Annotated in this window: 17 protein-coding genes and 1 tRNA gene; 11 read left to right on the top strand and 7 right to left on the bottom strand. The window is 67.5% G+C overall.

Annotated features, from left to right (window positions below; genetic code table 11):
• Positions 1-80 precede the first annotated feature (80 nt).
• Entirely contained in the window at positions 81-380 is a 300-nt protein-coding gene (locus HUW62_RS05050; RefSeq protein WP_176433723.1) for a hypothetical protein, read from the top strand.
• 94 nt (positions 381-474) lie between these two features.
• On the opposite strand, the gene HUW62_RS05045 is transcribed toward HUW62_RS05050, so the two are convergent.
• The gene (locus HUW62_RS05045) at positions 475-2,304 is read right to left on the bottom strand and encodes a DEAD/DEAH box helicase (protein ID WP_217911132.1); all 1,830 of its coding nucleotides are present in this window, start codon (positions 2,302-2,304) and stop codon (positions 475-477) included.
• A 384-nt stretch (positions 2,305-2,688) separates the two neighbouring features.
• A complete protein-coding gene (locus HUW62_RS05040; RefSeq protein WP_176433722.1) occupies positions 2,689-3,213 on the bottom strand; it encodes a hypothetical protein in 525 nt (174 codons plus the stop codon).
• Between the two features lie 324 nt (positions 3,214-3,537).
• On the opposite strand from HUW62_RS05040, the gene HUW62_RS05035 reads away from it, so the two are divergent.
• The 7 genes from HUW62_RS05035 to HUW62_RS05005 all read left to right on the top strand — a co-directional run bounded on the left by HUW62_RS05035 (position 3,538) and on the right by HUW62_RS05005 (position 11,364).
• Positions 3,538-3,735, top strand: coding sequence for a hypothetical protein (locus HUW62_RS05035; protein ID WP_255203235.1), 198 nt, complete (start codon positions 3,538-3,540; stop codon positions 3,733-3,735).
• Positions 3,736-3,897: 162 nt separating this feature from the next.
• Positions 3,898-5,991 carry a DUF4157 domain-containing protein gene (locus tag HUW62_RS05030; RefSeq protein ID WP_176433721.1) on the top strand — a complete coding sequence of 698 codons (2,094 nt, stop codon included), beginning with the start codon at positions 3,898-3,900 and terminating at the stop codon, positions 5,989-5,991.
• Positions 5,992-6,009: 18 nt separating this feature from the next.
• Positions 6,010-8,148, top strand: coding sequence for a hypothetical protein (locus tag HUW62_RS05025; RefSeq protein ID WP_176433720.1), 2,139 nt, complete (start codon positions 6,010-6,012; stop codon positions 8,146-8,148).
• A 58-nt stretch (positions 8,149-8,206) separates the two neighbouring features.
• Positions 8,207-8,593 carry a hypothetical protein gene (locus HUW62_RS05020; RefSeq protein ID WP_176433719.1) on the top strand — a complete coding sequence of 129 codons (387 nt, stop codon included), beginning with the start codon at positions 8,207-8,209 and terminating at the stop codon, positions 8,591-8,593.
• A 218-nt stretch (positions 8,594-8,811) separates the two neighbouring features.
• On the top strand, positions 8,812-9,456 hold the full coding sequence (locus HUW62_RS05015) for a hypothetical protein (protein WP_176433718.1): 645 nt from the start codon (positions 8,812-8,814) through the stop codon (positions 9,454-9,456).
• A gap of 232 nt (positions 9,457-9,688) precedes the next feature.
• Positions 9,689-9,895, top strand: coding sequence for a hypothetical protein (locus HUW62_RS05010; protein WP_163865066.1), 207 nt, complete (start codon positions 9,689-9,691; stop codon positions 9,893-9,895).
• A gap of 107 nt (positions 9,896-10,002) precedes the next feature.
• Positions 10,003-11,364 (top strand): hypothetical protein, encoded by a 1,362-nt coding sequence (locus HUW62_RS05005; protein ID WP_176433717.1) that lies wholly within the window; start codon positions 10,003-10,005, stop codon positions 11,362-11,364.
• A 380-nt stretch (positions 11,365-11,744) separates the two neighbouring features.
• Here HUW62_RS05005 and HUW62_RS05000 read toward each other — a convergent pair.
• Positions 11,745-11,843 (bottom strand) — tRNA-Sec (locus HUW62_RS05000).
• 40 nt (positions 11,844-11,883) lie between these two features.
• Positions 11,884-12,504, bottom strand: coding sequence for a TetR/AcrR family transcriptional regulator (locus HUW62_RS04995; RefSeq protein ID WP_176433716.1), 621 nt, complete (start codon positions 12,502-12,504; stop codon positions 11,884-11,886).
• A 103-nt stretch (positions 12,505-12,607) separates the two neighbouring features.
• Here HUW62_RS04995 and HUW62_RS04990 point away from each other — a divergent pair, with 103 nt between their 5' ends.
• Entirely contained in the window at positions 12,608-13,615 is a 1,008-nt protein-coding gene (locus HUW62_RS04990; RefSeq protein WP_176433715.1) for an NAD-dependent epimerase/dehydratase family protein, read from the top strand.
• Here the strand turns inward: HUW62_RS04990 and HUW62_RS04985 are convergent.
• Positions 13,569-14,642, bottom strand: a complete 1,074-nt coding sequence (locus HUW62_RS04985) for a metallopeptidase family protein (protein ID WP_163865075.1) — start codon at positions 14,640-14,642, stop codon at positions 13,569-13,571. The two genes, HUW62_RS04990 and HUW62_RS04985, sit on opposite strands and share 47 nt — an antisense overlap.
• 91 nt (positions 14,643-14,733) lie before the next feature.
• On the opposite strand from HUW62_RS04985, the gene HUW62_RS04980 reads away from it, so the two are divergent.
• Together HUW62_RS04980 and groL are read left to right on the top strand one after the other, a co-directional pair.
• Complete coding sequence (locus tag HUW62_RS04980; protein WP_176433714.1) at positions 14,734-15,090, top strand: response regulator; 357 nt, start codon at positions 14,734-14,736, stop codon at positions 15,088-15,090.
• Between the two features lie 168 nt (positions 15,091-15,258).
• The gene (groL, locus tag HUW62_RS04975; protein ID WP_163865076.1) at positions 15,259-16,911 is read left to right on the top strand and encodes a chaperonin GroEL; all 1,653 of its coding nucleotides are present in this window, start codon (positions 15,259-15,261) and stop codon (positions 16,909-16,911) included.
• 129 nt (positions 16,912-17,040) lie between these two features.
• Here the strand turns inward: groL and sinM are convergent, their stop codons facing one another.
• Complete coding sequence (gene sinM / locus HUW62_RS04970) at positions 17,041-18,141, bottom strand: signal integration modulator SinM (RefSeq protein ID WP_163865077.1); 1,101 nt, start codon at positions 18,139-18,141, stop codon at positions 17,041-17,043.
• Complete coding sequence (gene sinK / locus HUW62_RS04965) at positions 18,138-19,649, bottom strand: hybrid histidine protein kinase/response regulator SinK (RefSeq protein ID WP_163865154.1); 1,512 nt, start codon at positions 19,647-19,649, stop codon at positions 18,138-18,140. Before sinK ends, sinM begins: the two co-directional genes overlap by 4 nt.
• Positions 19,650-19,732 lie beyond the last annotated feature (83 nt).

Below are 19,732 nucleotides of genomic sequence, written 5' to 3'. Positions count from 1 at the left end.
ACACGCATCGACAATAAATATCAGCCGCATCATGCTGGAGATTGCGCCATTCCGGCGCCTTCTCGAAAAGGCATGCAGCAATGACTCTTCGCCACATTGTCGGGCTCGTATTTCTCGCGGCGGTCGCTACCGGTTGTGGCGGCGTGTCAGACCCGGAGTACCGCATCGAACAGGGCGGGAAGGGCGCGACGCTCGTTCACGGCGACGCCGAGGCCGTCGCATTGTCGTCGGGCACGTTCGAGATGAAGGACGGGACCACGGAGACGCTGTCCTCGGAAGAGAAGACGGCTTCGTATATGGCGGATGTCTATATTTGTTGCGATGTCTGCACCATCTATGGGGATGGTTCGATCTACTGCACGGGCTGTCAATTCTGTTGAAGTCGCCACGCCCGTAATGGATAGGGGACCGGGGAGTACTCGCCGGTCCCCTGTGCACATCCGTGCGGCTGGCCCTATCGCCGCAGGCAGACGCTTACGAGGAGGTCCGCTGAGAGGGCAGGGCGGCACGCAACGCTTCTGGACTCCCCGTGAGCACCAGCCTGTCCACGGCTCGCGTCATCGCCACATAGAGAAGGCGAGCCTCCTCCTTGGCGTCCGTCGCATGTCGCGAAGGGCGCCCGAGTCCGGGAATCACGATGGCTGGAAACTCCAGGCCCTTGCTGGAATGGAAGGTGAGGACCTTGACGCTGTCTTCAGTGGGCTTCAGCGCGGATTGAGGCGCGCGTTTGCCCACCCACTGGAAGGGGATGCCCGACCGACGCAGCTGGTGGATGGCCGCGTCCCCGACATCGACGGTGCGGTAGAGCACCGCCATGTCATTCCAGCGGAGTCCCTCGGAGTGCAGCTGTTGCAGGTGCCCCGCGATGTAGTTCAGCTCCGCGCCCAGGCTGGGCAACGGAACGACCTGGGGCGGCGGTCCATGTCGGCCCGCGCTCTGCGGAAGGAGCAGTGGAACGCCATCCTCATCCGCATCCTCGGGAGTCAGCACGTCCTTGGCATAGTGGTACGCGAACTGGAGGATTTCGGAGGTGTTGCGGTAGTTCAGACGAAGGATGGTGGTTCGCCCCTGCGCCTGGATGCCGACGCTCTTGAAGCTGAAGCGTCCGCGCCGGTAGATGGACTGGGCGTCGTCATACAGCACGAGGAGGGAGTTGGTCTCCGGCGCGACCATCTGGGCCACGAGCTTGAGCCACTCGGGCTGGAAGTCATGCCCTTCGTCAATCAGCACCGCGCCATACTGCCCACGAGGGATGAGCCCCCGGTCGGCCGCCTGGATGACGCGCTGAACGAGCTGCTCGACATACTCGGAGGAGGAAAGCCCTTGGGGCGGGAGCCCCGCATGGAAGGTCACGAGCTGTTCGCGGCACCAGGCGTGGAAGGTGCTCACGTTCACCTGCTGCCGGGAGATGCCTCGTGCGGCCAGGTAGGGCTCCAGCCATTCCGCCAGGGGGCGGCCAAAGCACAGCACGAGGATGGGTCGTTGGAGGACCTTCGCGAGCTGCACGGCGCGGTAGCCCAGAATCATCGTCTTGCCCGAGCCCGCGACGCCATGGATGACGCGGTGCCCTTCGCCCAGGCTGCGCGCGAGTTGCTCCTGCTGGAGGTCCATGATGCGGATGATGTCGGGCAGGGTTGCTTCGGCGTCTGGCTGCTCGAAGAGGCTGAGCTGTGTTCCTCCGATGCGGAGCTCCGGGAAGATGTGCCAGCGCATCCGGTCGAGCTGTGGAAGCGTCAGCGGGCGGGAGGGCACCCAAGGAAACATCTCCCAGAGTCGTTGCTGAAATGCCTCGGGCGTGACGCTCTCGGAGATCTCATCCTTGCAGATGGCCCGATGCGAAGGGATGACCTCGCCAAGTCGTGCGCTTTCGAACTGCGCCCGGGTCAGATTGGAGAAGACGACCCCATAGCTCCAGGGAAATGCCAGCCTGCCCCGGTGGGGCCCCTCTGGGAGAACCAGGGACGGGTCTTTCTGAAGCAGGGACGCGATGTCCTGGGCATAGAGCCGTGCCTGCTCGAAGGGATTCGCGACCTCCTTGAGCCCGTCGTGGGTGAGCAGGGTGGCGCTGCTCTTGTCGATGCGGTGGATGCCATCGCTCTTCCAGTCCTTCACCTCCAGGACCAGGATGCCTCGGCGGGGATGCAGAACGATGAAGTCGGGGTGGTGGCCCGTCTGCCCAATGGCGACGTCGTACCAGAGGAGATAGTCGTCCTCGAGCTTCTCTTCGAGCCGCCTCGCCACGCGCTTCTCGCCCGACTGCATCCGAGGGAGGCACTGGTTCAGGGCGGGGATGAGGGTCGCCATGCCTCCATGGTAGTTCCAAGGGCGGGAGAGATGGAACGCGGGCCTTTGAGGCCGGGAGTGGAAGTGACCACGGAGTGACGTCCGGGCCGTGACGCCTGGCTCTACTTGAGCAAGTCAGGCGAAGTCAGGACGTCGGAGAGCATCGTGGCCTCGCTTGAGCTGTGCGCGAAGATATCGATTACAGAGGGCCCCAGAGACAATCGTGGCCGCAATACGGCAGGGTCCCAAGGCCGGCGGGCTCGAACATATGGCCCTTGCAGCAGACGGTGGAGCCGGAGCACGACGTTGAGTGGCGCATCTAGAAGGGGACCCTGAGCTACGTTCCCAGCAAGACGCGCTATGCCTTCGATGCTCCCAAGCCTCGCGCGGGTCCCTGGCGCCACCTCACTGGATGAGGGTGACGACCTGGGTGTCGCAGGAGACAGGGTCGACATACGAGTTGGCAGTGTCGACGGTGCAGACCGGGGGCGGCGAACCGAGGGCGCTCTGGTTGATGGTTCCCGAGCAGAGGCCGCCGGTGCGGGTGACCGTGAATTGCCAGACGCACGTCTTCGCGGGGCCACTCCCCGTGTTGGTCGTGTAGTAGTAGGTGTGGGTCGAAGGGGGCATGAAAGGAAATTGGGTCATGCCCCAGCCGCCGTTCAGAAGGGTGGGCAGTTGAGGAACGAGGGTGCCACCCGCGAAGACGGTGGAGCCGATCAGGTTCAGGACGTAATACGACTGGATCAGGGTGAACCGCGCAGGGGATGCGGAGTCCCCCCGTCGTGCCGGAAGCTCCACCGTCTGTGTCGTGGGGGTGCTGACATACTCGCTACGCGGGAAGCCGAAGGCGAACGGCTCCGTGGCCCCGCTCATGGGCGCGAGGGTCAGGAGGATGACCGCCAGAGAGCGCTTCACGTTCCTCGTCATGGGAACTCCGTGATGTCTGGTGTTGGGTGGAGCGCCGATTCTCTAGCATGCTTCCTGTTTGATTTTCAATTGAGGCGGGCGAGCATCCGGGGATGGTCCGCCGCCTTGCGATGGAAAGGCAGGCAGCCCTGGCGTGCCGGGGAGGAGAAGTGTCCCTAGGTTGAAAAGCAATGAGAGACCATCCGATGCGCGACGCATGGCTGCTCAGTCCGGGGGCCCACGGCTTCGGCGAGGGTCTTGATCGTTGCAGCCACGAGATGCACGGCCCCTACGAATTGCCCCCCGGGCCCGAGGGCTTCTCCTTTTCGCTATACCAGTCCATCGGTGTCGGGTTTCAGGCCGGACATCGGCTGGAGCTCCTGGAGAACGGCTCACGATGCGCGGTTCGTCCGCGAGCTGGGGCGGTGCTGGGAGAAGGACCTGGCCGTCTCCAAGGAGATCTCCCTGGAGAAGGGAGGTCGCACCAACCCGTGGCGGCGGCTGGCCCGTCAGGCCACGCAACTGGTGGGGCACACGCGGTAGTCACCTTTCTTGCGCGGGTTCGTCATGACCACCCGTCGTGGGGCGCCTCGGGGCGCGCGCCTCTCGCATACATGTATCTGCCCATGGGCGGTGGCGTGTCCCTCACGCCCGCTGTCGTGAGAGGTGTTAGGCTCGGCCGCGGCGGTTTCGGGGGACTTTGCCATGGCCACGTTCGACAAGAGGTCGGGCCCTGTGTCCGCGCCGGCGCCCGGCTCGGCGCCAGCGGCACGCAATCAGGTCAGGGCACCCCAGGCGCCCTCGCTCCAGGTGGTCCTGTCAGGTGGTACGCATGCGCAGGAGGCGCGGACTCCGGATGCCCTGGAGATGGAGGGACTGCCTCCCGCTCCGGCTCCACGGTTCGACTTCTCCCGCCTCCCCATCGAACCCCCGTCGATGCCGCGCGGCGGCGCCTACTCCCCGATGGGAGCGCGGCTCCAACGGACCTTCGGCCCCGCGGCCGCACACATTCCCATCCATCCGGGCTCGGCGCTGACCGCTGGCGCCCGGGGGCTCACGGTGAATGGCGAGGTCCACCTCGCGCCAGGCTTCAGCGACGTGCGAGGTGAGGAGGGCCGTGGCCGGGTGGGGCACGAGGTCGCCCATGCGCTCCAGCAGCGCGCTGGTGCCGGGGGAGGACTGACCGAGGAGCGCCGCGCGGAGCTGGAGGAAGAGGCGGGTCAGGCCGCGCGCTCCTTCGCGCAGGGGCGTCCTTTCTCCGTCCGGGGACGCGCGCCGGCGGGGCTGGCGCTCTACGACGAGCCTCCTCCCAGCGGACTGCCTCCCCCGAAGACAGTCCAATGGGGAGGAGACTCCTTCACCATCACCTTCGAGCGCAGTCAGGTGAGTGGTGAGGACCGCCTCGTCGTGAGCGTCGCGTACACCGGCCCCTTTCCAATGGATGGCCCTGGGCTGGATGGCCGGCGCGCGCGCCTGAGCGTCGGATTGGGCACGGCCCCGCTGAGGGCCGTCCTGCTGCCTCCGAGCGAGTTCGCTCCAGATGAGCTGTCGCTCTCCCTGGACCTCTACGGCAATGGCTCTCGCGTGGTGAAGCTGGTCGACCAGGTCCGCGTGGAGGCGAGTCCAGGCCGGGGCCGGGAACACAGCCTCTCGTTGAAAGTGATTGGGGGTGGCGGTGGGAGCTTCCAGTCCTTCTGGGTGAAGGACCCGAGCGCCCGCGCGGCGCCGGCGTCGTCTGCGCCTTCCGCGACGCAGGGAGATGTCCCCGGTGAGAAGCCGCAGTCACTGTTGGACCTGCGCACCCTCGGCACCGAGCTGCGCATCGACGGGGATGGAGACCAATCCAAGGAGCTCCTGCTGAATGTGGTGCCGAAGGACTACTGGCCCCACCCGACCTACAAGGACGTGCCCCGGAACCTGCAGCTGCGTGTGATGCAGTTGTCATCGCGGCAGGAGCGCGCCTACGTGTTCCAGCTTCCCGCTCCGGGGCCCACCAGCCGGGGCAGCTTCTTCCCGCTGTTTCGAGAGACGACGGACGGGCTGGCGCCGACGCGCATCTCCCTGGTGTTGCCCACCGACTCCCAGCTCCTGCTCGTCTACCCGCCCACACGCGACGCGAAGGGCGTCTCCTACCGCGTCACCGTGGCGGGCCAGGAACTCACCGCGACGTTTCCCCCGGAGAAGGTCGTGCACCGCGTCGCCTCCGCGGACGCGGTGCGGACATCGGGCGGAGTCTCCTCCGTGGACCTCACGTTGGGCGCCTATCGGGACCGCTTCCGCGTCACGGTGCAGCGCAACGGTGGGAGCACCCTGCTGGGCATCTCGGCGCTCCAGTCCCAGGGGGCCACGGGCAGCATGGGCGTGCCGCTGCAGCTCACGGGCGTCCCCTCCCTGGCGGTCCTCGACTCGGATGGGCTCTCCGTGGCGTTGGACCTGGACCAGGACCAGAAGGTCGACCTGCGCATCAACGACCGGCTCGACTCGCCGGATGAGGCGGATGGCGGGGGAGATCCGGAGCAGGCCCGCAACCACCAGCTGCGGGTGACGGGCGCCGCCGTGGGTGGGGAGAAGCTCTTCGCCTTCACCGTGCGCCAAGGCGTCATCCGAGGAGGCCGGGCCACTCCGAGTCGCGAGGACCAGCTCGCGGCCTCCGGAGCGCAAGCCATCACCGGCCTGTCCGAGCAGGCCGCGCTTGGGCCCCTGCGTGACGAGCTGAACGCCTACGAGGGCGCCATGCGCGCCGAGCGGCACGAGGCGGCCAGCAGTGGGTTCCTGGGCAAGGGGACCTACGCGTCCTGACTGGCGCTGTCCGCGGACATGATTCGCCTGGAGCCACAGGCCGACGCCAACACCGTCCAGCCCGCGCTCAAGGAGCAGGCCAGTGTCCACGCAGCGGCCTTCTACAAGGCCCTGGCGGACGAGACGCGCGGCGCGGTGGCGCTCCGGGCGGCACATGGGTGGTGGAGCTCGACCAACAAGTACACCGACGCGCGCCTGGATCCGACGGGCGAGAAGGGCGGGGGGCCCGAGCTGGAGAAGAGCCTGCGGAGTGGAAGCTGGCAGGCTGCGCTGTCGCACTACCGGCGACTGGTCCAGGGCATGGACCAGTGGATCCTCGATTCGCTGCGCAAGGGAGGCCGCTCTCAGGAGGCGCAGCGCGTCGAATACCTGGGCGCGATGCGGGAGCAGCTCGACGCGTTGACTGGCAAGCCGGGCGTGCGCCGCGTGCAGGCCGTCTTCCACCCGGACGAGCAGTACCGGGCGACGGCTCGCATCCACGAGGTGCCGCTGTCGCTGCTGCTCTGGTCCGAGCAGGGCCAGTGGCACCTCAAGGACATCACCAATCCGAAGAACACCTTCGAGGACACGGAGGCCGTGGCGGCGGGGCAGTCGGAGCCATCGAGGGCGCTCTTCGAGAAGCTCGACTACAAGGTCCACTTCCCCAAGGGCATCATCCACTACCAGGTGCCTGGAGGCACCGGCGGTCGCATCGAGACGACCGAGCGGCGCAGCTGGCACGAGTATGTGAGCTACATCGGGCTCGGCGTCGCCGCGGTGGGCTTCTCGCTGGCGACCTTCGGGACGGGCACGGTGGCGGTGGCGGGCGCGTGGGTGCTGGCGGGCTCGGGCGTCATCGGGGCGGTGGCGGCGGCCGGTGACATCCAGGAGCGGCTGAGTCACGGCAACCGCGATTGGTCCGCCATCACCCTCGACGTCGCGGCGGTCGTCGCGGGGCTCGCGGGGGCCTCGGCGCTGGCCGCCGGGCGAATCACCCTGGGCGCGGCAGCCGCGGCGAAGCAGGGGCATGCCTGGTCGGGACTGGCGGCGCGGCTCGCCGTCTACTCCGAGCGACTCTACGTCCCGCTGAACCTGGGCAAGGGCGCCTCGGACGTCGTCACCCTCGCGGTCCTCACGGACCAGATCGCCACCCAGCTGGACCAGATAGAGCAGGCCGCAGGGAGCCGAGGGGACACAAGGACGCGGCGAAGGCGCTGGTCCTGGCGCAGTTCATGGCGACAGGGGGGCATCATCGCGCTGGGCATCAAGGGCTCGCTGCCGAAGCCAGGACAGGGCCAGCGCCTCTACCTGCACTTCCCGGCGGAAGGTCCCCCTGTCGCCACGCTGTTGCAGCACCTGGACGAGACGACGACGGGACTGCGAGGCGTGCGTCCCCACCTGACGGACACCGATTTCACGTCGCGGGCCGCGCGCGGCAACAACCAGCAGGTGAGCCTGACCAACAGCAAGAAGGTTCCGGCGACGCAGGTGGTCTTCCTGGAGCCGATGCCGGGCTCCAGCGCGGTGCAGTTGGTCGAGGTGCTCGACGACACGGGCGCGGTGTTGGGCAAGCTCAAGCCCACGGTGGATGGGTTCCAGATTCCGCTCCAGCCCACGGCGCGGGTGCGCGTCACGCTGGCGAGTGGCACCCAGTTCGAGTGGACCGGCGCGCAGGCCCCGCCCACCGGCTATCGGCTGTCCATCAAGCCATCGAAGCCCTTCCAGGAAGCGGGCTTCGCGGGAGGGCATACGCGGGATGCCTGGGATGAGACCCTGCGGATGTATGGGGACAAGATTCAAGTCACGAACCAGCAGAAGCTGGGCTTCCGACTGCCGGGTGACACCGTCGATACCGAGCTGCGCGTCATCCGCTACACCTACGACAGCAAGGCCGTCAATGTGCCGAAGACCATATTCGAGGGGCGCGGCACCGGCTCGCTCAGCAACTTCGAGAAGCACCTGTATGCCCATGCGTCGTACGCGCTGGAGAGCGCCGCGCCCACGGACCGGTTGGTCGCGGTGAAGGTGCCGGTGGTGGATGGGGCGGGCAAGCCCGCGGTGGTGAAGGTGATTGTCGCGAGGGACTCGCCGGCCGCGGGAGAGCGCATCGGCACGATTCGAAGCTGGTGGATCTCCGAGGAGAACCTCACCAACGCGCAGCTCGTTCGTCCGCCGTGAAAGTCCGTGGACTCAATCCGTCGTGAAGCGGGGGAAGCCCTGCTAGCCTGGCGGAGACATGCGCACTGTTCGCCTGGAAGGCCCGAGCCTCGATGTCTCCGACGACCCGAACGGCGTCATCGGCGAGTTCCTGGCCTATGCGCTCTCGCTGAAGAACCTCTCCGGGCGTGAGCCCGCGGAGGAGTTCGCCGAGCGTTTCTCCCCGGAGGGGCAGGGGATGAGCCTGCCCGACGTCTTCATGGCCTACCGCGCCGAGGGACAGGACGACCTCCCCCCGGAGCTGGGTGAAGCGGCCTGGGCGGAGCTGGGCGAGAAGGAGCCCTGGGTGCTCTCGCGGCTCCAATACGGTTGGGCTCCGGAATCGGCTGTCCTCGAAGGGGCGGAGCTGCGGCACCTGCTTCAAGAGTCATTGTTGCTGCGCGGTGGCGTACCGCTGCGGGGGTGACGCGTGACTCGCGTGGAGCCCCGCCTCTGGCGCCGTGCCAAGGCCTGACGCTGGACAAATGATTACGCGCACGTTGGGAGGACTTGTGCAGAGAGCTGCACACGAGCTCCACCTCCACGTGGCCGCGTGCAGCGCATCCTCTGGAAACTCCTTGGAGCAGGGGACAGGTCTCTTGGTTGCACTGTCGCGTGCACATGAAAAACTCCACGACTCGCAACTTGCTGACTCAGCCTCTGGTGCTCGCGTTGCTGTTCCTCTCCCCGGGCCTCGCGCTCGCGGCCACGGATGACCCGCTGCCAGGGGAAACGGCCCTTCCGGCCACGGAGCCGAGCAAGTTGCTCCCGGTGAAGGACCCGCGGTCCGAGTCACCGGTACGAGAGGTCCTGCATACGAGTGCGCGCATCGCGGCGGAAGTCGGAGCCATGTCGGTGACGGGCCTCGCCATGGGACTCCCCGGGGCTTTCATCGGCGACGCGCTATGTAGGAACTCCCCGGGAAGCGGGGACTGCCTCGGCGGGGCGGGCATTGGCTATGTCCTGGGCGCTTCGGTGGGCGTGCCCATTGGCATCATGTGGGGCGCGAGCCTCCTGGGCGGAAAGGGGACGTGGACTGGAACGCTCATTGGAGCGGGGTCGGCAGCTGGGGCTGGCGCCCTGACGGGGCTGCTTGTGGCGAATGACGGAGATCGTTTCGCAGCCGCCTCCATCTCCGCCCTGGCGGGCTCCATCCTGGGCTCCTTCATTGGGTATGAGCTGTCTCATGCCGCCAATAGCGCGCCACCAGCCCCGACGGAGGTCAGCGTGCTTCCGTCGGTGGCGGTGTCTCAGGGTGGAATGATGTTGGGGCTGGGCGGGAGCTTTTGAGCGCATGACGTGACGACTCGCCGCGCGTGATTCAACACGGCACCGAGTTCTCTTCGGGGCTCGGGCCGTGGTGCGGTGCGTTGGTCTGGTGTGTGTGGATGTCGCCATGAGCGGGATGAGGGAGACCTCACCCGAGAGGTGGCGTGGAAGATTCGGACGACCTGCTATCCTTTGAGTCGTTGTCGCCGTGAGCGAGTTGGAAGTCCCTGTCACACCCACCTGGGAGGGTACGATGCTCGGTTCCGCGAAGAAGGTCGTTCAGGTGTTGCTTGCCGTTGTCACGGGGGCGGCTGTGTCGTTCGGTGCCACGCTGGCGGTCGCCGCGCCCGCGGAGCCGCTTTCCTATTGCGCCGGCAACTGCGTCAATGAGTGCATCGAGGCGGGTTTCGCCTATGGCCGATGCTCTGGCGATGTCTGTGTGTGCTTCCCGTTCTCCTGAACCGCAGTAGCGGGCTCTGCTGGCGCAGGTGACTGACCTGCGCCGCAGTGGTGGAGATGTCAACAGTCAGTCCTGGACCCGGCCTTGAAATGGACTACAAGGTCGCCATGAAAAGTCTTTCGACGCGTTTCCCCCGCCGCTCGTTCGACGTTCCTCCCGTGCCCCGGTCCTTCCGGGTGCTCGCCTTTGGCCTCTCCTTCGTGGCCATGAGCTGCAGTCCCGAAGTCGTGGCCCCCGAGGCCTCGAATCCCGACACGGTGAAGGAGGCCCCCTCCACGACTGCGACCACCGAGCAGCCCCTGGAGCTGGGCTTGACGGTCAACATCCTCGCCGGACCGGACGCGCAGTCGTCGCGCGTCACCGCCTCGGGCACGCTCATGCACCTCGTCACCGACCTGGAGCGGCAGACGTTTGGCGTCACTGACGCGCCGCTCAAGAACGCCATCGGTTCCTTCATGGGGCGCAACCCGGAGGATGCGTATGTGCGTGGCCCCACGCCGTGGGATGACCTGTACACCGTCTATGGGCTGGAGCAGACGAAGGCGGTCCTCACCGTCAAGAGTGCGCAGATTCTGGAGATCACCTCACAGCCCACCGTGCTGAACCGGGTCGAGTTCATCAACGAGAGCACCCGGTTTCCGGCCACCTATCACGCCGATGTCACGCAGGATGTCTCCAACACGGTGGAGACCAACTGGAACTCCACGCACGGCGTCGAGTTCACCCAGACGGTCAGCTACAAGGTGGAGTTCCTGGGGTCCGGAGGCGGCGGAGAGACCTCGTTTGGCTATTCCTACCAGTGGGGCCAGGGGGGCTCCGAGAGCAAGACCTACACCGTTGGCTCGTCCCAGGGTGTTTCCCTGGAGCTGCCGCCGCTGGCCGCAGTGGAGGCCGTGCTTAGCGCGAGCCGGGGGACCATGCGCGTCCGCATCAAGTACAACGTCTCTCTTCAGGGCATGACGGCCGTCAATTACAATCCAAGGCATCGGGATCACCACTTCTGGTGGTTCAACCTCGCGGAGGTCATGGCCTACACCGGGAAGAGCAACGCCCGCGAGTACACCGAGGACCTCGAGATTGGCTACTTCGCCAATGCCAAGGTGGTCATCCGGGACATCGAGGACGTCGACGCCATCTACTTTTCGTATGGGCAGAGCGTTCCAGGAGGGCATTGCATCTCGTTGAACGAGCCGGCGGACCCTTACACCTGGTGGGACAACTCCCTGTGCACGCCCACGGACTACGGTTTCCGCTTCAGCTACGCGGGGCCCATCGCCGGGATGCGCTGCACGCTGATGAACGAGCCGACGGACCCGCATGGCTGGGGTGACAACTACTTCTGCGTGCCGCAGGAGAGTCGGATCATGCCTGTGTGGTCTCACACGGGGCCTGTCGCCAACAAGCGCTGTGTCTCCGTCGATGAGGGCTCGGACCCGCATGGCTGGGGCGACAACTACCTGTGTTTTTGACCTGGAGCTGAACCCGGGGCGAGACTTTCCCTCCGTCTCCGCCCGCTTCGCCCGGGTGGAGACGGCGCGCCGCACGAAGGGGGCCTCATCGGCGAACCAAGCTCGCCCCTCGGACTCTCGACGCGCTGGACTGGGCAGTGCGGCGGCTGCGAGCAGCCACCCCGCTCGCAAAGCTCGCCGCCTGGTTTCGCCACTGCCTATCCTTGCCTCAACTCAACTCAACTGAGCTCGGCGTTAGCATCAGGAAAGCGACGCCCACGCTATCAGTGGCTGGTTTGGCGCATTTGATTACGATCAATTCGCCATCAAGTTGGGCCTCGTTCGAGTTGCTACCGAGCGGAGTGGCCCCCAGCTTTTCGGCGAGCTTGCGGCCAATGAAGTGGCGGTAGGGCACGGGAATCGAACTCGCCAGAGACGTCTCTCAACGCCTCTCACTGGTTTTGAAGACCAGGCCGGCCACCAGGTCCGGAGGCCCTACCACCGCTGATTAGTGCCGGCCCCTCCCAGCCCCGTCAACGCTCACCGTGCCGGCTTCAACCCCGGCAGCCCGTGCACCAGCGTCTGCGTCAACGTCTCCCGCAGCTCCTCCGCGGATGTCTGGAACGCCGCGCACGTCAGCTTCAAGCTCACGATGCCGTGCAACCCGGCCCACACGGTCTCCGCCAATCGTCCCGGGTCCGCCGTGTCCGCAATCCTGCCCGCTGACCTCAGGTCCTCGAACACACGGGCCAACAGGCCGAAAGAACGCGGCCCCGCTCCATCCGAGCCGCCCTGGAAGAGCTCGGTCGACAGCCTGGGGTCTTCCATGAAGATGAGTCGGTAGGTTTCCGGGTGCTCCAGCCCGAACTTCACATAGGCCGCGCCCATCACCGACAGCCGCTCCAACGGCTCTGTCACCTTCGCCCCCGGCTCCAGCGCCGCCAACAGCTCCCCGAAGCCCCGCACGCACAGCTCCCGGGCAATCGCCTCCCGGTTCTCGAAGTGCAGGTACAGCGTCGCGGGCGCGTACTCCACCGCCTCCGCCAGCTTGCGCATCGACAGCGCGCTGAATCCCTCCTTCACCACCATGTCCCGAGCCACCCGGAGGATCTGCTCCCGCAGCTCCGCCCGCTGCCGCTCCTTGCGCTCCGAAATCCCCATGCCCTCAACCCTAGGACTTGACGATTCGAACGGCCACCAGTAAATGAACGGTGTTCACAGAACGGCGTTCATAAATATCTCGATGTTCGCAAAGGAGCGCATCATGGCCGGCAAGGTGGCGTTGTTCGGAGCGTCGGGAGTCATCGGCCAGAGCGTGGCCAACGCGTTGAAGGCCGAGGGACGGGCCTACCGGGTGGTGGGCCGCTCGAAGGCTTCCCTGCAGTCCGAGTTCGGCTCGGACCCGCTCGCGGAAGTCGTGACGTGGAACCCGGATGACCCGGCGTCGGTCCGCGCGGCCGCCCACGGCGTCGACACCCTGGTCTACATGGTCGGCGTCAACTACGCGCAGTTCCACCTGCACCCGCAGTTGATGCGCAAGACGCTCGACGGCGCCATCGCCGAGGGCGTCAAGCAGGTGGTCCTCATCGGCACCGTGTACCCCTACGGCCTGCCGCGCACGACGCCCGTCAAAGACGACCATCCGCGCGAGCCCCATACCTTCAAGGGCCGCATGCGCAAGGAGCAGGAGGACCTCCTCCTGGCCGAGCACGCCGCCGGGAGGATTCAGGGCACCATCCTCCGCCTCCCCGACTTCTACGGCCCGGGCGTCGAGCTCAGCTTCCTGTACCGCGCCTTCGTCGCCGCCGTGGATGGCAAGCGCGCGCAGCTCATCGGCCCCATCGACTCGCCGCACGAGTTCGTCTTCGTGCCCGACGTGGGCCCCGTGGTGACGAAGCTGATGGACGAGCCTCGCGCCTACGGCCGCTCCTGGAACCTCGCCGGCGCCGGCGTAACGAGCCAGCGCAAGCTCGTCGAGGAGGTCTACCGACAGGTCGGCCGCCCCGCGAAGCTCATGTCGATGGGGAAGGGGATGATCCGCCTCGTCGGCCTCTTCGACCCGTTCATGCGCGAGCTGGCGGAGATGCACTACCTGCACACGCAGCCCGTGCTGATGGATGACTCGGGGCTGCGCCACCTGCTCGGTGACGTGCCCAAGACGCCCTACGCGGAGGGCATCCGCCAGACGCTCGCCGCCCTGAAGCAGCAGCGCTCGGCCGCCGCCGTCAGTCGAGCCCCCGCAGCCACAAGTCGTCCTCGTCCAGCCCCATGAGGTGACCGACCTCGTGCATCACGGTGATTCCAATCTGCTCGATGAGCTCCTCGCGCGTCTTCGCGAAGCGCTCCAGGTTCTTCTGGTACAGCACGATGGACGCGGGGAAGTGGTCATACGCGTTCGTCACGCTGCGCTCGCCCACGGGCGTGCCCCGGAAGACACCGAGGATGCTCGGTGACAGGGGAGGGGACTGCCCCAAGAGGTCCTCCTCCGACGGCAGGTCCTCCACCGCGATGGTGACGTTGTCCAGGTACTGCTTGGCGTGCTGGGGCAGCGCCTTCACCGCGTCCTCCACCGCGCGGTCGAACTCCGCCTCGGCCAGCTCCACCGGCGGTGGGAACTCCTCGGCCGCCAGTGACTGCGCCTTCGCGAAGCGCTTCTTCGCCTCCCGCTCGTCCCCCCGCCGCTCCGCCATCAGCCCCAGGTAGTGGTGCGCCCACGCCTCGTCGGACGTGTCCTTCAGCACCGCCTCGAACGAGGCGCGCGCATCCTCGAAGCGGCACAGCTCGAACAGGGCGATGCCCCGCTCCAGCCGCGCATCCACCGAGCGAGGCACGTGCCCGAGCGCCGCATCCAGGCTCACCAGCGCCTGCTCGGACTCACCCATCTGGTTGAGCCCCATGCCCTCCAGGAGGAGGAACTCGTAGAGCATCTCCACGTCGTCCTCGCGCTGGGCCAGGCGCTTGCCTCGGGCGCAAAGGCCCAGGCCTTCCTCCACCGCCTCCCGGTCCTCTCCGGCCCGGCAGACCAGGCAGTCCGCGGCGCCCAGGAGGATTTCCAGGTCCTCCGGGGCGACCTTGAGGGCCTGTCCATAGGCCCGTCCGGCCTCCTCCAGCCGCCCCAGCTCCGCGAGCGCCGCCGCCCGGTAGTGCAGGGCCTCCGGTAGCTCTGGCGCGTCCGAAAGCAGACCTTCCACCTGAGCCAGCGCCGCTTCGATGTCGCCCGCCTCGAAGGCGTCCGACACCGCCTCCAGCCGCGCCTTCGGGTCCCCCGACCCCGATCGCTTCCCACTCCGCTTCTCCATGGCCCGGCTCATAAGAAGCCCCGCTGTGCGTTGTCAACGACAGGGGCGGCTGTTACGTTCCGCCGCCCGTGCTGGTGCGGCGTTCCGTCCCGTGAACATCCTTGTCGTCGACGATGACCTCGAGTTGTGTACCTTGCTCTCTCGCTTCCTGGAGATGCATGGGTACACGGTGTACTCGGCGTCGGACGCGCTCCAGGCGCTCGACATCCTCGAGCGCAACCAGGTGGGCATGGTCATCACCGACTACATCATGCCCCACATGGACGGCATCGCCTTCACCGAGCAGCTGAAGGGCGACCCGCGCTTCCAGGCCATTCCCGTGCTCCTGATGACGGCCAGCGCGGACGGAAGCGTCACCGAGCGCGGCCTGCGCAAGGGCGTGGCCCTCACGCTGAACAAGCCCCTGGACATGGGCCAGCTGCTCACCTTGATGCGCTTCGCCGAGTAGCCCTCGAAAGGCTCCTCCCCGGCACGCGTCGGGCCGTCCGCTCGGCCACACGTCCGCCCTTCCTGGTTGACATCGTTGGGCTGACCCTTATGTTGGCGCTCGCCAGGGTCGAGTGCTAACGACCTGCGTAGTATCCACGAAAATTCCAAGTAACATCAGGAGGTTGCGATGGCAGCGAAGGAGATTTTCTTCCACCAGTCCGCGCGTGAGGCCATCCTGCGAGGCGTCCGGACGTTGTCGGACGCGGTCGCGGTGACGCTTGGCCCCAAGGGCCGCAACGTGGTCATCGAGAAGAGCTTTGGTTCGCCCACGGTCACCAAGGACGGCGTCACCGTCGCCAAGGAGATCGACCTCGAGAACCGGTTCGAGAACATGGGCGCGCAGATGGTGAAGGAGGTCGCGTCCAAGACCTCCGACAAGGCGGGCGACGGCACCACGACGGCGACCGTGCTGGCTCGGGCCATCTACGAGGAGGGCCTGAAGCTGGTGGCCGCGGGCCACAGCCCGATGGACCTCAAGCGCGGCATCGACAAGGCGGTCGAGGTGGTGGTGGCGGAGCTGAAGAAGATCTCCAAGCCCACCTCCGACAAGAAGGAGATTGCCCAGGTCGGTACCATCTCCGCCAACGGGGATGAGACCATCGGCACCATCATCGCGGACGCGATGGAGAAGGTGGGCAAGGAGGGCGTCATCACCGTCGAGGAGGCCAAGGGCCTGGAGACGACGCTCGAAGTCGTGGAGGGCATGCAGTTCGACCGCGGCTACATCTCTCCGTACTTCGTGACGAACCGCGACCGGATGGAAGTCGTCGCGGAGGACCCGTACATCCTCATCAGCGAGAAGAAGATCGCCTCGATGCAGGACATGGTCCCCATCCTGGAGCAGGTGGCTCGCTCGGGTAAGCCGCTGCTGCTCATCGCGGAGGACATCGAGGGCGAGGCGCTGGCCACGCTCGTGGTGAACAAGATTCGCGGCGTGCTGAACGTCTCCGCGGTGAAGGCGCCGGGCTTCGGCGACCGTCGCAAGGAGATGCTCAAGGACATCGCCACGCTGACCGGCGGCATGGTGGTCAGCGAGGAGCTGGGTCACAAGTACGAGAACCTGACCCTGAGCGATCTGGGCCGCGCCAAGCGCATCACGGTGGACAAGGACAACACCACCATCGTCGACGGCGCCGGCAAGAAGGAAGAGATTGAAGGCCGCATCAAGCTCATCCGCGGCCAGATTGAAACCGTCACCAGCGACTACGACCGCGAGAAGCTCCAGGAGCGTCTGGCGAAGCTGGTGGGCGGCGTGGCCGTCATCAACGTCGGCGCGGCCACCGAGACGGAGATGAAGGAGAAGAAGGCCCGCGTGGAGGACGCGCTGCACGCGACTCGCGCGGCCGTCGAGGAGGGCATCGTCCCGGGCGGTGGCGTGGCGTACCTGCGCACGCTGCCGGCGCTCGAGCAGCTCAAGCCGGGTGGCGAGCAGAACTTCGGCGTGGACATCATCCGCCGCGCGCTCCAGGAGCCGCTGCGGAAGATCGCCAGCAACGCCGGTGTCGAGGGCGCCGTGGTCATCAACAAGGTTCGCGAGGGCAAGGGCGCGTTCGGCTACAACGCGCGCACGGATGTCTACGAGGACCTGGAGAAGGCCGGCGTCATCGACCCGACCAAGGTGGAGCGCACCGCGCTGCAGAACGCGGCCTCCGTCGCCTCGCTGCTCTTGACGACCGAGGCCATGGTCGCCGAGCGCCAGAAGGGCAAGTCCAAGGGCGGCAGCGGCGGTGGTGGCGGCGGCAGCATGCCGGACTACGGCGGCGACGACATGGAGTACTGAGCCACGCTCCGCGTCCCGGGCCTCGCGGCTCGGGACATGGTGGGTGAGCTGGCCTCGGCCCCGGATGCCTCTTTTCGAGGCGCCGGGGCCGTTGTCTTTCTGGGCGCTGGGAGAAGAGGGCAGGGGACTTCAGGGCACCCGGCCGACGGCGCCCCCGGTGCCGCTCTCCTGGGACGTGAAGAGCAGCGTGTTGCCGTCCACGAGGAGACCGCCGGGGCCGGTGCCCTCGGGGCCCACCGCGTCGGAGGTGCCGGGCGGGCAGCCTCGGGTGCGGCGCAGGAAGGCCGACGACCTGGCCACCGCGTCCTTGAAGTAGACGGCGCCGTTGAGCTCCACCGGGAACAGCGGGCCCTGCAGGCCCTCGGCGAGCACGCGGGCTTCGCCTCCGGTGCGCGGCAGCTTGAGCAGCCGGCCCGTGCCTCCGCCTCCCTCGGTGATGAGGAAGTGCGTGGGCGTGAGCTCCAATGAGGTGCCCGTGGTGATGCTCGCGTCCACGCGCTGCGCGGGCGTTTCGAGGTCCAGGGGGACGCGGTAGAGACCCGGCTCGGTGCCTCCCGTGACGAGGAACCACACGTCGGTGCCGTCGATGCGCGCGCCGCGGACCTGGGTGTCGACGGTGCCTTCGAAGAGGACCAGGGACGAAGGCGAGGCTCCTGTCGTGTCGACGCGGACGAGCCTCCGCGCTCCGGTCGCCACGACGAGGACGTCCTTGCCGGACAGGCGCCCCATGCGCACGTCGGTGCCTCCCGTGATGACGCCGTTCAGCGAGGCCTCGATGGGCACCGTGCCGCGCTCACCCGTGGCCTTGTCCACGCGCCACAGCCCGCCCTGGTCCAGCACGTAGACGTTCCTGGCGTCCACCGCGATGGCGTCCGGCGAGCGGAAGCCCTTTGCGAGCGAGCTCACCGTTCCATCCGCGCGAGACAGCCGCAGCACCTGGCCATCGCCGTCATCGGCCTGGGGCCGCAGCGAGTGCGACTCGGAGATGTAGATGTCCGTCGCGTCCACGGCGAGGCGGCGGGGGTTGTTCAGCCCGGGCACGAGCACGGACTCGCGCACGGACGGAGGTGGCTCGCAGCTCCCCGCGTCCTCCTCCTCGGGGCCCGCGTCCGTCCCCGCGTCCGAGCCCGAGTCCACCGGGCCGCTCGCGTCCGGTTCGCCCTGCACCGGGGGCTTGTCCGAGGAACACGCCACACCCAGCAGCAGGACGGACAGGAGCGCGAGCCTCATGGGACGCCTTTCTTGAATGCGCGGCTCAGCTCACGGCTCAGCGCCGTGGTGTCGGACAGCAACTTGGGCAGGCAGGCCGTGGCCCCCGCGCGCAGCGACTCCAGCGCGGTCTCCATGGTGAGGTGCTCGGCCAGCACCACGAAGGGCGCGCCCTGGGCCAGGGCCTTGCCCAGCTCCAGCGCCTTTCTCCCGTAGGCCGGCGCGAAGTCCCAGCTCACGACGACGCCCGCGGGCGGCTCCAGCGCGATGAGCTCCGAGGTGGGCAGCACCCGGGCCTCCAGGCCAATCAGCTCCAACGCCTCGGCGATCTGCGCGGCCGTGGCGGGGTTGTCCTCCAGCACGTCGACGCGCGTCACCTGGGCCACCGCGCCGGGCTGCGTGGGCGGCGCCGCCAGCGTGGAGCGCAGCAGGGTGCGCACCTCGCGGATGTCGTCGAAGGGCTTGAGCAGGTAGTCCACCACGCCCAGCTCCAGCGCCTGCTGCGTCGTCACCAGTGAGGGGTAGCCCGTCATCAGGATGACCCGCGACGTGGCGGACAGCCGGCGCGCCTGCTGCGCCAGCTCCAGCCCGGACAGGCCCGGCAGGTTCTTGTCCGTGACGATGAGGTCCACGGGCGACTCACGCAGCAGGTCCAGGGCCTCCTCGCCGCTGGCCGCCTCGATGACCTCGCACTCCTTGCCCATGAGGTCCCGGAACACCATCCGGATGATGGTCTCGTCGTCCACCACCAGCAGTCGCTTGCGCCGTCCGGGCGCCGAGTCCGAGGCGGGGAAGCGCACCCGGAACACCGTGGCGGGCGGCGGCACGTCCCGCAGCGCGCCCAGCGGAGCGAGGTCGATGCGCGCGTGGTGCTCCTGGGCGATGCGCCGACACACGGCGAGCCCCAGGCCCGTGCCGCGTTTGCTGGCGGTGACGTACGGCTCGAAGATGCGCTCGCGCAGCTCCTCGGGGATGCCGGGCCCCCAGTCCGCCACGTACAGCACGGGCTCCGAGCCCTCGCGCGTGAGCACCACCTTCACCCGGCCGCGTCCCGACATGGCGTCGCGCGCGTTGTTGAGCAGGTTCAGGGTGAGCTGCTCGATGAGGCGCGCGTTGCCCTGCACGGAGATGTCCTCCGGGGCCTCCACCTCCAGGGAGATGCGCGCGGAGTCCGGGTTGACGCTGAAGAGCTTCGCCGCGGCCCAGATGGGCGCCGCCAGGGACAGGCGCTGCTGGGGCGCGTGGCGCTCGCTGGCGAGCCGGATGAAGTCGGAGACGATCTGCTCCATCCGCTCCACCTGGGACATCAGCAGGCGCAAGGGGCCGGTGGGGCCGCCATCCTCGGCGAGAATCTGGGCGTAGGCCTTCACCCCGAGCAGGGGTTGGCGCAGCTCGTGGAGCACCTCCGCCGCGAGCTGGGTGGCGTGGAGGCCGGAGCGTTGGAGCGCCGCCGCGGCCGTGCGCGCGGCTGGCAGGTCCCCCGCGTCCAGGGCCTGGAGCAGTTGGGCGAGCGGCGCGGGAATCTCCATGTCGGGAAGCATGACGGACGGGGCCCATCCCACGCAACGCGCCTGGAGGGAATCCGTTGACCGGCCCGCCGGGGACGCGGATG

It is taken from the genome of Myxococcus sp. AM011, assembly GCF_013372595.1.
Taxonomy (GTDB): Bacteria; Myxococcota; Myxococcia; order Myxococcales; family Myxococcaceae; genus Myxococcus; species Myxococcus eversor.
Note: the sequence above shows the minus strand (reverse complement) of the source record. Positions and strands in the feature narration are given on the sequence as shown.